The organism is Caulobacter sp. AVps18 (genome assembly GCF_058681425.1).
Map to the genome: position 1 here is coordinate 319014 of NZ_CM178737.1, position 12514 is coordinate 331527.

12 protein-coding genes are annotated in these 12514 nt (G+C 66.6%); 4 read left to right on the forward strand and 8 right to left on the reverse strand.

Annotation, left to right across the window (positions count from 1 at the left end; all coding sequences use genetic code 11):
- Positions 1-7: 7 nt before the first annotated feature.
- The 6 genes from ACW179_RS01430 to ACW179_RS01455 form a co-directional block, all read right to left on the reverse strand.
- Positions 8-628 carry an SIS domain-containing protein gene (locus ACW179_RS01430; RefSeq protein ID WP_492062222.1) on the reverse strand — a complete coding sequence of 207 codons (621 nt, stop codon included), beginning with the start codon at positions 626-628 and terminating at the stop codon, positions 8-10.
- A gap of 10 nt (positions 629-638) precedes the next feature.
- Positions 639-1193, reverse strand: coding sequence for a D-glycero-alpha-D-manno-heptose-1,7-bisphosphate 7-phosphatase (locus ACW179_RS01435; protein WP_492062224.1), 555 nt, complete (start codon positions 1191-1193; stop codon positions 639-641).
- A 9-nt stretch (positions 1194-1202) separates the two neighbouring features.
- Positions 1203-1949: a transaldolase gene (locus tag ACW179_RS01440; RefSeq protein ID WP_492062226.1), complete on the reverse strand. Its 747-nt coding sequence runs from the start codon at positions 1947-1949 to the stop codon at positions 1203-1205.
- Positions 1950-2045: 96 nt separating this feature from the next.
- Complete coding sequence (locus tag ACW179_RS01445) at positions 2046-3008, reverse strand: glycosyltransferase family 2 protein (protein ID WP_492062228.1); 963 nt, start codon at positions 3006-3008, stop codon at positions 2046-2048.
- Positions 3005-3979, reverse strand: a complete 975-nt coding sequence (locus ACW179_RS01450) for a glycosyltransferase family 2 protein (RefSeq protein ID WP_492062230.1) — start codon at positions 3977-3979, stop codon at positions 3005-3007. Before ACW179_RS01450 ends, ACW179_RS01445 begins: the two co-directional genes overlap by 4 nt.
- Positions 3976-4581 (reverse strand): sugar transferase, encoded by a 606-nt coding sequence (locus tag ACW179_RS01455; RefSeq protein ID WP_492062232.1) that lies wholly within the window; start codon positions 4579-4581, stop codon positions 3976-3978. The genes ACW179_RS01450 and ACW179_RS01455 overlap by 4 nt, the downstream gene beginning before the upstream one ends.
- Before the next feature lie 106 nt (positions 4582-4687).
- On the opposite strand from ACW179_RS01455, the gene ACW179_RS01460 reads away from it, so the two are divergent.
- Complete coding sequence (locus tag ACW179_RS01460; RefSeq protein ID WP_492062234.1) at positions 4688-5485, forward strand: WecB/TagA/CpsF family glycosyltransferase; 798 nt, start codon at positions 4688-4690, stop codon at positions 5483-5485.
- Positions 5478-6923, forward strand: a complete 1446-nt coding sequence (locus tag ACW179_RS01465; RefSeq protein ID WP_492062236.1) for an O-antigen ligase family protein — start codon at positions 5478-5480, stop codon at positions 6921-6923. Before ACW179_RS01460 ends, ACW179_RS01465 begins: the two co-directional genes overlap by 8 nt.
- On the opposite strand, the gene ACW179_RS01470 is transcribed toward ACW179_RS01465, so the two are convergent.
- Together ACW179_RS01470 and ACW179_RS01475 are read right to left on the reverse strand one after the other, a co-directional pair.
- Positions 6859-8109, reverse strand: a complete 1251-nt coding sequence (locus ACW179_RS01470) for a lipopolysaccharide biosynthesis protein (RefSeq protein WP_492062238.1) — start codon at positions 8107-8109, stop codon at positions 6859-6861. The genes ACW179_RS01465 and ACW179_RS01470 overlap by 65 nt on opposite strands.
- A 141-nt stretch (positions 8110-8250) precedes the next feature.
- Positions 8251-8997: a polysaccharide biosynthesis/export family protein gene (locus ACW179_RS01475; protein WP_492062240.1), complete on the reverse strand. Its 747-nt coding sequence runs from the start codon at positions 8995-8997 to the stop codon at positions 8251-8253.
- Between the two features lie 277 nt (positions 8998-9274).
- On the opposite strand from ACW179_RS01475, the gene ACW179_RS01480 reads away from it, so the two are divergent.
- Positions 9275-11383, forward strand: coding sequence for a GumC family protein (locus tag ACW179_RS01480; RefSeq protein ID WP_492062242.1), 2109 nt, complete (start codon positions 9275-9277; stop codon positions 11381-11383).
- Positions 11384-11390: 7 nt separating this feature from the next.
- Positions 11391-12512 (forward strand): endo-1,4-beta-xylanase, encoded by a 1122-nt coding sequence (locus tag ACW179_RS01485; protein WP_492062243.1) that lies wholly within the window; start codon positions 11391-11393, stop codon positions 12510-12512.
- Positions 12513-12514: the final 2 nt, after the last annotated feature.

The following is a 12514-nucleotide window of genomic DNA, read 5'->3' on the forward strand; positions in this document are numbered from 1 at the left end:
CGGCGGCTTACTCGGCGGCGACAGTGGCGGGCGCGGCGGCCAGCTTTTCCCAGTGGCCCTTGGTCACGGCCAGGGCCGGATGCGAGACCAGCAGGTGCCAGACCACGGCGGCCAGACCCTCAACGATGGGGGTGATCAGCTGATCGTCGACGGTGGGCACGATCACGCAGGCGTCCGCCGCCTGGGCGGTGTAGCCGCCGTTGCGACCGACGATGCCGGTGACGGTGGCGCCGCGCGCCTTGGCCAGCTGCATGGCCCGCACCAGGTTGGCGCTGACCGGGGGCTCCAGGCTACCGCCGCCGACCGAGAAGATCAGCAGGCCGTCCTCGGCCTTCAGGCGGCTGCTTTCCAGCCAGGTCGAGAAGACGCCTTCCCAGGTTTCGTCATTGATCCGGGCGGTCAGTTCCGAGACGTTATCGGTCGGGCAATAGGCCTCGAAGCCGCAGATCTTGCGGAAGTCGTTGGTGGCGTGGCTGGCGTGGCCGGCGCTGCCGCCGACACCCAGGATGAACAGGCGACCGCCGCCGTCGCGCACGGCGGCCAGCTTGAGCGCCATGGCCTCGACGGCCGAACGATCAATGGCCGCCATGGCGCGGGCCGCGACATCGAAAAACTGATCCGAGAACATGTGGGCTTCCCTAGTGAGGCGCGGCCAGGACCGGCTGCCGGACCATGAGCGAAAGAGTTTGAGATAAGGTGTCCACGACGTGGTCGGCGTTCGACGCCACGCCGGAATTGTAGGGCCGCGCCAGGAGCACGGTGCGCACCCCGGCGGCCTGGCCGCACTGGATGTCGCGGTCCTGGTCGCCAACCAGCCACGAGCGGGTCAGGTCCACGCCGTAACGCTCGGCCAGGTCAAGAACCAGGCCGGGCTTCGGCTTGCGGCAGGCGCAATTGTCAGCGTTGTCATGCCGGCACGCGGAAATGTCATCCACGGGCAAGGCTTCCGCCAAACGCTGATGGATGGCGTCCAGCGTCTCGCCGCTCATTAGACCTCGCCGGACGTCCGGCTGGTTGGTGACGACCAGCAGCAGATAGCCGGCGGCCTTGAGGGCGGCCAGCGTGGTCGCCGCCTCCGGTTCGATCGCCAGCTCGGCGACCGAACGCGGAGACGCTGCCTTGCCCTCACGCCAGACGATGCTGTTGAGCACGCCGTCGCGATCCAGGAAGATTGCGGGACGAAGCGCGCCCATCAGCCCCTCCTAGAGCGAGTAGCCGACGGCGAGCGCGTCATTATAGAACATGGCCACTGTCTCTTGCGACAGGTCGTCCAGGTTCTTGCCGGCCATCGACAGCTTTTTCAGGATGTCGGTCGGGGTGGTGATGATGTGGCAGCCGCAGTCGCGGGCCTGATAGATGTTGAGCACTTCGCGGACGCTGGCCCACAGCACTTCGGACTTGGGCTTGCGGGCGGCCAGGGCGACTGCGGCGCGCATGATCGGCATGGGATCAACACCGGTGTCGGCGATGCGGCCGGCGAAGACCGAGATCACGGCGGGCACGTCGACGTTCAGGGCTTCGACCGTCGCGGCCACCTGCTCCAGCGTCATGATGGCGGTAACGTTCAGCTTGACGCCTTCGGCGGCCAGCTCGCGCACCATCTCCAGGCTGCTCTCGCCCTTGGTGTTGGTGATCGGGATCTTCACATAGACGTTCGGACCCCAGGTCGCGATCTTGCGGGCCTGACGCTTCATGTCCTCGAACTCATCGGAGAACACTTCGAACGAGATCGGCGCCTCGGGGATGCGCTTGACCAGTTCCAGGGCGAAGGCCTCGTAGTCGGCCACGCCGGCCCGGCGCATCAGGGTGGGGTTGGTCGTGAAGCCGGCCACCTGGCCCTCGGCGTTCAGACGGGTGAAGTCGTCCAGGCTGGCGCCATCGGCGAACAGCTTGATCTGGGTCGCCAGGGTGTTGTTCATCACCTGGGTCGCATCGAGAACTTGCAGCATTGAGGTCGTCGCTTTCGGTCAGCGTCTTGGTTCAAAAGGGCACAAGGCCCTTTGGGGCTGACTAGACCTTAGCAAGTCAACGGCCAAGCTTGCCGGTCAACCCTGTGCAGCCCCCGATGCGGGTTCGGAAATGTAGCCGATTGGGCGCTTCCAGCTCAGCTTCCCCAGGCCATGCGCCAGCAGTAGTCGCCCGGCAAGGCGGCGGCGGGAGCCAAATTCCCACGTCAGGGTCGCAAGACCCGCGCCAGCGACAACCTGAAGCATGCCCTTGGCCATCAAAATGGCCCAGGCCAGGCGCGGTCGGGTGGCGGCGTCGATATAGATCGAGACGTAGTGCTGGGTCTCGCGACGGGTGCGCAGCAGGCGATAGGCCACTTCAGTGCGATGCGGGGCAACAGCCTCCGTGACGAAAGCCTGGGCGGCCCAGACGATACGGCGCCCATTTTGATGCAGCCGCACGAACAGTTCCGCGTCTTCGCCGCCTGCGTCGCCGAACGCTTCGCGCATGGCCGGTTCGCCGTTGGGGAAGCAGCGGCCGACTTGGAACAACGAGTTACCGGTGCCCAGGCCATAACGCGGCTTGCCCGAGGGGGCGGTCAGTTCGACCAGAGCTCCGTCGGGCAGATGCAGGTCGCGGGCGAACTGCGAGCCGGTGGGGTCATAGGCCGGCGGGCCGTTCTCGAACGTGGCCAGACGCGGCCCCACGGCGATGTCGGCATCGGCCTTGCGCAGGGCGCCGACAAGCTGGTCGGTCCAGTCGGGCGCGGCCACCTCGTCGTCGTCGATGAAGGCCACCAGTTCCCCGCGCGCTTCGGCAAAGCACCGGTTGCGCAGGGTCGACATGTTACGGGTCAAGTCGGTGACATAGCGCATCGGCCAAGGCGAGGCCTGGGCCAGACGCTCGACCACGGCCCGTCCGTTGCCGGAGGGATGGTTGTCGACCACGACGATCTCGATCTTCAGGCCCAGCGCGTTGCTCTGGGCCAGGCATGAAGCCAGCGTCGTTTCCAGCAGGGCGGGACGGTCGTAGGTGGCGATGGCGATGGAGAGGTCGCTCACGCGGCCTTCTCGTCGATGAAGCCGATGGGTGCGCGCCAGGTCAACTTGCCCAGACCCTTGGCCATGCCGATGCGATGCTCAAACTTCTGGCCGCCAAGCCATTCGCCCGAAATCAGATAAAGCCCGGCATGAACGGCGAACTGGGCCAGGCCCAGCAGCGACACCTTGATCCGGGTCAGACCGGGCTGGTCGCTGGTCGCGATGCGCGAGGCCGCATAGTGCTGCGAGCCGCGCTTCATGCGGGTGACCATGTAGCTGGGCTTGGTGCGGTCGGTCTCGATGAACTCGCGGACCATGGCGGTGGGGCACCAAACGAAGCGCTTGCCGGAAAGCGCCAGCCGGAACAGCAGGTGCGTGTCCTCGCCATTGCCGTCGCCGAAGGCCACGGCGAACGGCTCGGCCGTGTTGAAACAGGTCGCCACACGGAAGGCCGCGTTGCCGCTGCCCAGGCCCTTGCCCTTCTTGCGCAGCCGCCCGAACAGGTGGATCGGCGCGTCGGCCGGCTCCTGATAGTCCAGGGTATAGCGCCAGCCCTGCGGATCCCAGGTCGGGGCCGTCCCGGATTCGAACACCGGATGCTTGGGCCCGAAGGCGGCATCGGCGCCGGTCCGTTCCAGGCAGGCATAGAGCTCCGACAGCCAGTGGGGATCAGGGGCCTCGTCGTCATCGATGAAGGCCACATAGCGTCCGCGCGAGGCATGGATGCCGATATTGCGCACGATCGAGACATTGCGCCGGGGATCGGCCAGATAGGTCAGGGGCACGTCAGTTGTCGCCGCCAGCCGCGCGATCAGTCCCTCGGCAAGACGGTCAGGATGATTGTCGACCACCACGATCTCGAACGGCACGCCGTCCGAGGTGTCGGGCCGCAGGCAGGTGGTCAGGGTGCGCTCCAGCAGGTGGACGCGATCATAGCTCAGCACCACGACGCTGATGGCCGGCGTTGCCGAACCCGTAGCTGGCTTGCTCATACGCCCGTCCCCCGGAAAACCACGACAGCCGTGCGGGCCAGGATCTGGATGTCCAGCCACAGCGACCAGCGCCGGATATAGTCCAGGTCGCGCGCGACCCAGTCATCATAGTCATTGATCTTGTGCCGCCCCTCGACCTGCCACAGGCAGGTGATGCCCGGCTTCACGGCCAGCTTCTGCTTCTGGAAGGCGGTGAACTGGGCGTATTCATGCTCGCGTGGCGGGCGCGGCCCAACCAGGCTGAGATCGCCGATCAGCACGCTCCAAAGCTGGGGCAGCTCGTCCAGGCTGTACTTGCGCAGGACCTTGCCCACCGGCGTGACGCGCGGGTCGTTGGTCAGCTTGAAGGCCGGCCCTTTCATCTCGTTGCGATCCTGCAGCTCAGCCTCCATGGCCGCCGCCCCCAGGATCATGGTGCGAAACTTGAAGCCGGTGAACGGCCGGGCGTCCTTGCCCACCCAGTGGCAGGCATAGAGGGCCGGGCCGCGCGAGGTGGCCTTCACCGCCAGGGCGATCAGAGCCAGCAGCGGGGCCAGAACCACCAGCAGCACGGCCGACAGGACCAGGTCCATCAGCCGCTTCAGGGCATGTGCTATTCTCAACTTGGCCTCTCGACGGGAACCGGACGTAAACGGATGCTAAGCCATAGCTGTGCAAGACGCGTTCCAGCGTCACCATAAACCGCCTCTCTCGCGCCAGGTATGCCGAATGCCGCCTTCGTCGACACCCGCGCCACGATCCAGCTTCGCCCAGGTGCTGTTCGCCGGCCTGAGATTCACGCCCTTGTCGGTGGATCAGACTGTCGCCGCCCTGGCTGACCGCCCGGCCGACGCGCCCTTCGTGACCTTCGTGACCCCCAATGCCGAACATGCCTGGCTGCGTCGCCACGACGAGACCTTCCGCGCCTGCAGCGACGCCTGCTGGATCAGCACCAATGACAGCCGGGTCATCGGCCGCGCCGCTGCCCTGGCGGGGCTGGATCTGGAGTTCGCGCCAGGCGCCTATGTCGTCCGCGACCTGTTCGACCAGGTGATCAGGCCCGACACCGCCATCAGCGTGATCGGCGGCATGCCCGAGCTGATCGCCCGGCTGAAGGCCCAGTACGGCCTGACCAATGTCGCCCACCACAACCCGCCGATGGGCTTCATTCGCGACCCGGCCGCCGTGGCCGAAGCGGTCGAGTTCGTGGCGACCCACCCCGCCCGCTTTGTGTTCGTGGCCATGGGGCCGCCGCAGTCGGAGCTGTTCTGCCACCAGGTGATCGCCGACGGCCGCGCCAGCGGCGTGGGCCTTTGTATCGGCAGTTCGCTGTCGGTGCTGACCGGCGATTCCGATCCGGCACCCGACATCCTGGAAAACACCGGCCTTGTCTGGGCCTACCGTCTGGCCAAGGAGCCAAAGCGGCTGTGGCGGCGCTATATGCGCGGCTTCTATGGCCTTGGGCTTGGCCTGCGTGATGCGGCGGCGATCCGTCTGGGCCTGAGGTCCGCAAGCGCCGATGCCTGAGTTGGCCTCGCCCCGCCGCCGGGTCCTGGATGACTGGCGCGCCAATCAGGACGCCGACCGGCGCGTGGCGGCCAGGCAGTCCGATGATCTGGTGGCCCTGTGGTCAGCCTTCGTGCTGATCCTGATGCTGCTGTACCTGATGATCGGCCAGTCGCCCTACAAGCACGAGGTCGAGCTGGATCCCCTGACCGGGGCGGCCGTGGCCTCACCCCTGAACCGGATGATCTGGCTGGCCCTGCTGGGCCTGTCGGCGCCGATCCTGTGGTTTCGCCGCGCCGAGGTGCTGAACGCCCTCAAGCGCCTCTGGCCGCTGTTGCTGATGTTCCTGTGGTTCGCCGCCACGACCCGCTGGGCCATTGACCAGCCGACATCAAGCCGCCGCCTCTTTCTCTATGTGGTTAACCTGATCATCTGCGTGGCGCTGGTGGTCGGGCTGCGCGACGCGCGACGCATGCACGCGGCCCTGGCGACCGCCTGTGCCATCGTCATCATCATCGACGTGGTCTCGTGGATCGTCGCCCCGGCCACATCCATGACCGTCCTGGGCCTGGCCGCGATCCACAATCACAAGAACACCCTGGGCTCGGTGATGCTGTTGTCGGGCCTGGTGATCAGCCCCTACATCCTGTTCGAGAAGCGCCTGCCCTGGCGCCTGTTCTGGGGTGCGATGTTCCTGGGCTGCGTGGCCCTGCTGATCGGCAGCAAGTCCAAGACCAGCATGGCCATCCTGGCGGCGGCCGTCCTGGTCACGCCCTTCCTGCTGGCCGTGCTGCGCCTGCGCCTCGGCGCCCTGCACGCGGTGATCGCCACAGGTGCCCTTCTATTGCTGGGTGCGCTGTTCGCCTGGCTGACCTGGAGCTACGGCAATGGCATGGACCCCTTAAGTCCGATCCGGAAGCTCACCTTCACCCAGCGCACCGAGGTCTGGGCCTTCGCCCTGGAGGAGTTCTCCAAGCGCCCTCTGACGGGCCTGGGCTTCGCGTCGTTCTGGGACGTCGACCCCAAGATCCAACCCAGCCTGCAGACCGGCGAGTGGTTCGCCCAGCCCGACTCCTACACCAACGAGTCCCACAACGGTTATATCGACCTGCTGGTCACCACCGGGATCTTCGGCCTGCTGGGCGCCCTTTACCTGCTGGGCCGCTGGACCCTGCGAGCCCTGACCCTGATGCGGCAGGGCCTGATGGCGCGCACGGCGCAGGGCCGCGCCACCCTGCCCTACAGCGTCTATCTGGGCGTTTTTCCTTTGGTGTTCTTCGTCCACAACTGGATGGAAAGCAGCTTCTTCACCGCCAACGCCATGTTCGGCGTGGTGATCCTGCTGCTGGGCATTGATGTTGACCTGCGCGTCGCGCCGGCACAGGCGGAACCGCTCAGGGCGCGGCGGGCGCTGCCCGTTTCCGAGCCGCGATTGCTGCCGCCAGGATGGCGCCCATGACCACCAGCTCCAGGGCCTGACCGGCCGCCGTCCCGGTGATCGCTCCGCCATAGCCGTACTGACGCATCATCAGCAGGATCCCGCCCGCCGCCACCAGCGAGGCGGCGGTATTGGCCAGGGCCAGGGCCTTGAAGGCCTTCAGAACCTGCAAGGCCGCACTGACCACGACCTGACCGAACCCGATGGCGGCGCTGACGCCCCACAGCAGCACCATCCACGCGTCATTGGCGTATTTGCCGCCGAACAGATGCTCGGTGATCAAGGGCCAGGCCTCGTAGATCATCGCCGTCCACAACACCGAAACGATGGCACCGCCGGCCAGGGCGATCAGGGTGGTGCGCGTAAAGGCGCTCCAGCGGCCCGCGTCGCGCCGTCGGGCCAGATCGGCCCGCGCCACCATGCCCCAGGATGAGGCCAGGAGCGGGATGGGCCGCATCAGCTGCTGGGTCGCCGCCAGCGAGGCCAGGACCGCAGGTCCGTACCAGCCGGCCACGACGAAGATGTAGAAGCGCGTCAAAAGCTCGGTGCTGGACACGCCCAGGAAGATCCAGCCCGACTGCTTGGCGTAGCCGCCATAGGTCGCAAGCTCGCGCCGACCCGGCAGTCGGCCCTGGCCGCGCATGGCCAAGACCAGTCCGCCGCCGCCGACCACCGCATAGGCCACGCCCAGGCACAGCAGTATCGTGTTGGCCGGAGGATGGTCCTGCAAGGCCAGGACTCCGCCCAGTAGACTCGCAACCAGGGCGAAGACGAGGCTGGTCTGGATCGCCGCCACGCCCGGCCGTCCCCGCGAAAAGGCCAGGGCCCGCACATATTGCTGCAGCAGATAGGCCGGCACGAACAGAGCAGCGGCGACCGCGCCATAGGCACTGCCCGAGCGCTGGTAAGCCAGGGCTCCGACCAGACTGATCAGGCCAACCCCGACCAGGAAGATCAGGTTGATCCCGTGCATCAACCGCTCGACCGGCATACGTTCGGGATCGGTGCCGTTACCCGGCCCGAGCACCTGCAGATGGCAGACGGTCAGGGCATTCTGCAGGCTCGACAGCACAAACCCGACCGAGGCCCAGAACACGAAGCCGCCGTACTGGTCGGGTGCCACGAAGCGGATCAGCAGCAGGTTGACGCCGAAATTCAGGATCGACCAGATCGCCTGCTCCAGGGCCGAGATCAGATAGCGCGACATCCGTCCCCTTGGGCCATGGCTGCGGACGGCGTCCGCGCTAGAGCGTTATTCGGCGAAGTGGATACCGGTTCGCCGCCGAAATAACGCGTCAAAACAAGAATCTAGAGCAAACGACATGATTCAATCATGACGACCTTTGCTCTAGTAGGTTCGACCCCGGTTGATGCTGTAATTGAAGCTGAACGGCAAGGCACCGGTGACATATTGCCGGATGAACAGATTGACCTCGGCGATGGCACTTCGCGGCACAAAGATCAGATCGCCGGGCAGGATCGGGAAATCTCCGCTGTCGCCACCCCTCATCGCAGCGCGCACATCCACCGTGCGCATCAGCAGACGTGGATCGCCGGGACGCTGGCGCAGCACCACCACCTTGCCGGTGCGAGCGGTCTCCTGGAAGCCACCGGCCGCCACGACGGCCTGGGCGACGCTGATCTGACCCTTCAGCGGCTTGACGCCCGGTTCGCGCACCTCGCCGCTGACATAGATCTCCGACGCACCATAGGTGCTGATCAGGGTCTCGACCTGGGGATTGCGCAGCACCGAGCCATAGGCCCGGGTCAGGGCGTTTCCGGCCTGTTCGGGGGTCATGCCCGCCACGCCCTGGCCGCTGACCAGCGGGAACACGCCACGCCCGTCGGGACCGACCCGCACCGAGGTGTTCAGGTCAGGATTGAGCAGAAACCGCACCGCCAGCTCGTCGCCGGGGCCGATGCGATAGCGATAGTCTTCCGCCGTCCAGGTGGCGAAGGTGACGCCCGGATAGTCGCCCCTCGCACTGGTGGGCGGCCGGTCATAGCCGCGCGCCGAACGCGCCGGCGGCGCCGAGGCGCAGGCCGTGACCAGCATCATTGCGGCGAGCATCGCCGGCCGAGCCCATGACAACACGACAACCTCCTTGGCGCCCCGAGCGCCGTCGCGATCAGATTGCGCCGCGCGGGTTAGAAATTCGTTCTTAACCCTAACCGTCACCGCGTCAAAAGGCAGCACGACAGGGACCGCAAACGCCTTCAGGCGAAGGATTCCGGGGTCTAAAGCCAAGTTACCGGCTCGAGCCCCGCAAGATCGCATTCCAGCGTTAGCCTTTATTAAGGTTGGGACCGTATCGAATGGTTAACCGCCAACGATTTGGCGGGGTCGACGATCGATCGAGTGTCCCCACCTGATGAATGCTGCCGTGATCGAGCAGGGTGCCTATACCCAAAGCAGCCCTGGCGGCCGCATTCGATCACCCTTGACCATTCGCGAAGTGCTGACCCCGGCCTTCTACTATCGTCGCGAAGCCATCCTCGCCTTCCTGATCCCCGTGATCCTGGCCATGGTCGCCATCTTCCTGGCCCAGCCGATCTATGTGGCGCAGTCGCGGCTGCTGATCCTGCTGGGCGACGACTATATCTTCCGCACCGACGTCAGCGGCGCGGCCGGGCTGAGCTTCGACCGGGCCCAGATCGTCCACGCGGAAATGGAGATCCTGACCGCCAAGGACCTGCGCACCAAGGCGATCAAGGAGGTCGGCCTCTCCCGGGTCTATCCGGCCCTGGCCGCCGAGCCGCAAGGCCTGGAAAAGGCCGCCGAGCAACTGACCAAGGACCTGACGATCGACAACGTTCCCCAGTCGAACGTGATCGAGTTGAGCCTGCGCAACAAGGATCCCCAGGTCGCGGCCGACGTGCTCAACAAGCTGGTCGCCCTCTATATCGAGCGTCGGCGCTCGATCTTCGAGCAATCGGACCTGCAGTCGGTCAACGGCCAGCGCGACCAGTTGAACAGCCGCCTGGCCGGCATCGAGGACCAGCTGTCGCAGTTCTCGCTACAACACGGCTTTGGTGACTATCCCTCCGAATTCGCCGCCGTGCAGAGCCAGCAGGCGTCGCTGACCAGCCAGCTCCAGTCGCTGGACCAGCAACTGGCCACGCGCAGCGGCCGCGCCGCCGTTCTGTCGCGCCGGCTGAAATCGGCACCCGCCGAGATGGACATCTCCACCGACCGCGGCCGCTCGCAACAGCTGGACGACCTGACCCGCAGCCTGCTGGACCTGCAAAACCAGCGCCGCGCCGCCGCTTCCCGCTTCGTTGATGGCTATCCTGTGGTCGCCGACCTGGATCGCCGCATCGCCGATGTTCAGGATCAGATCCGCAATGCGCCGGCCCAGCAGGTCACCGCTGTGCGCCGCGCCGTCAATCCGGTCCACCAGCAACTCGATACCGATCTGGCCAGTTCGGAAGGCGACGTCGCCGGCCTGCGTATGGCCCGCGCCACCGCCGCCCGCGACCTCAAAGCTGCGACGACGCGCCTGGCCGAACTGGTCCGCATCGGCCCCGAATATCGCGAGCTGATCCGCAAGCGCACCATGCTGGAGACCTCGTTCTCCGACATCGCCAAGCGCTCGGAAGACACCCAGCTGGCCGACGTGCTGTCGAAATCCAAGGCCAATGTTCGTGTGGTCCAGGCCGCCGACGCGCCCGTCAAGGGCAAGAGCGGCCGGATGATCCTGCTGATCGCCGGACTGGCCCTGGGTGTGATCGCCGCCCTGGCCGTGATCCTGGTCTCGGCCGCCTTCTCGGACGTAATGATCACCCCGCGCGACGTCGAACAGAAGCTGGACGTGCCGATCATCCTGGCCATCCCGATCGGCGAGCGCGCCGGCCGTCGCGGGGCCAAGGGTCGGCCGCGCACCTCGCACCTGACCTATGAAGACAGCAAACTCCTGCTTCGCCTGCTCACCAGCGTCGCGCCCGGTCCTGGCCGGGTGATGCAACTGGTCGCCGCCAATGGCGAAGAGGGCGTCTCCAGCCTGATGCTCGACCTGGCCCTGCTGGCCTCCGGCGACGGCTCGCGCCGCGTGCTGCTGGTCGATATCGAGCCGCCGGAAAACCGATCGGCCGCCCAGGTGCTGGCCGAGAGCGGCGCGACCCTGCATCGCCTCGCCGACAACAGGCTCAGCGTCAATGGCGGCTCCCTGCATGTCACCCTGCCGATCGGCGCACGCGACATGGGCGCGGCCGAGACCCAGCTGGAAAAGATGATCGCCCAGGCCAGGCGCGACTACGATATCGTGCTGGTCGATACGCCGGCCATGGCCCGTTCGGCCGCTGGACTGATCGTGGCCCCGATGGTCGACATGACCCTGATCGTGGTCGAGGCCGAAGCCACCCGCGCTGCCGTCGCCCGCAACCTGATCGAGCGCATCGATTCAGCCGGCGGCGAAGTGATCGGGGCTATCCTCAACAAGCGGGGCTTCTATATTCCCCGCCTGATCTATTCCAGACTCTGAGGCGCCCATGACGCGGCCCGGACTATCCCGCCGCGCCGCCCTGGCCGCCGGCCTGTCTCTGGCCTCGGCCCCGGCCTTTGCAGCGACGCCCGCCGTGCGCGCCCCTTCTCTACGGGTCTTGGCCGCTGAAAAGGGCGTGATCTTCGGTGCCGCCGTCGAGCCCGAAGCGGTGGACAGCGACTTTGGCTTCGAGACCCTGCTTCGCCGCCAGGTCGCGTCACTCACACCCGAAAACGTCATGAAGTGGAACGCCCTGCGTCCGACGCGCGAGGGCTTCGACTTCACCCGCGCCGACCGCTTCATGGCCATCGCCCACGACCAGGGGGCCCAGGTTCACGGCCACTGCCTGGTCTGGCACGAAGCCCTGCCCAGCTGGGTCGAAGCCGAGCTGACGCCGCGCAGCGCCCGGGCCCTGCTGACCGATCACATCGCCCGCGTCGTCGGCCGCTATGCCGGCCATATCCAGGCCTGGGACGTGGTCAATGAAGCAGTCGAGCGCAACGACAAGCGTCCCGACGGCCTGCGGATCTCGCCGTGGTTCAAGGCCCTGGGTCCTGACTATATCCCGCTGGCCTTCCATGCCGCCCACGCCGCCGATCCGGCCGCCACCCTGGTGCTGTCGGACTATGGCCTGGAATATGACGACGAAAGCTGGATGGTCGAAAAGCGCGGCACGATGCTGGCGCTACTGCGCAGCCTGAAGGCCGCCCGCGTGCCGATTCACGCCCTGGCCCTGCAAGGCCACCTGATCGGCGGTCGCCCCCGCGCCTTTGGAGCCGGCCTGCGCCGCTTCCTGGCCGAGGTCGCGGCTCTGGGGCTGGAGATCCACATCACCGAACTGGATGTCGACGACCGCAAGATCACCGGCTCCATCGAACGGCGCGACGGTGTGGTCGCCGAGATCTATCGCACCTTCCTGGACACCGTGCTGGACGAGCCGGCCGTGACCCGGGTGACGACCTGGGGCCTCAGCGACCGCTATACCTCCAAGGCCGGCATGTTCCCTCGCCCCGACGGCCAGGGCGTGCGCCCCTTGCCTTTCGACGCCGACCTGCGGCCCAAGATCGTGGCCCAGGCGATCACCGACGCCTTTGCGGGCGCGCCGCTGCGGCGGCGGACGCGGCGGTAGGG

What these genes read in the sequence shown, in the direction of transcription:
- ACW179_RS01465 (WP_492062236.1), top strand. Translation starts at nt 5,478, where the DNA reads ATGCCTGAGTTGGCCTCGCCCCGCCGCCGGGTCCTGGATGACTGGCGC.
- ACW179_RS01440 (WP_492062226.1), bottom strand. Translation starts at nt 1,949, where the DNA reads ATGCTGCAAGTTCTCGATGCGACCCAGGTGATGAACAACACCCTGGCG.
- ACW179_RS01470 (WP_492062238.1), bottom strand. Translation starts at nt 8,109, where the DNA reads ATGTCGCGCTATCTGATCTCGGCCCTGGAGCAGGCGATCTGGTCGATC.
- ACW179_RS01460 (WP_492062234.1), top strand. Translation starts at nt 4,688, where the DNA reads ATGCCGCCTTCGTCGACACCCGCGCCACGATCCAGCTTCGCCCAGGTG.
- ACW179_RS01450 (WP_492062230.1), bottom strand. Translation starts at nt 3,979, where the DNA reads ATGAGCAAGCCAGCTACGGGTTCGGCAACGCCGGCCATCAGCGTCGTG.
- ACW179_RS01430 (WP_492062222.1), bottom strand. Translation starts at nt 628, where the DNA reads ATGTTCTCGGATCAGTTTTTCGATGTCGCGGCCCGCGCCATGGCGGCC.
- ACW179_RS01485 (WP_492062243.1), top strand. Translation starts at nt 11,391, where the DNA reads ATGACGCGGCCCGGACTATCCCGCCGCGCCGCCCTGGCCGCCGGCCTG.
- ACW179_RS01480 (WP_492062242.1), top strand. Translation starts at nt 9,275, where the DNA reads ATGAATGCTGCCGTGATCGAGCAGGGTGCCTATACCCAAAGCAGCCCT.
- ACW179_RS01435 (WP_492062224.1), bottom strand. Translation starts at nt 1,193, where the DNA reads ATGGGCGCGCTTCGTCCCGCAATCTTCCTGGATCGCGACGGCGTGCTC.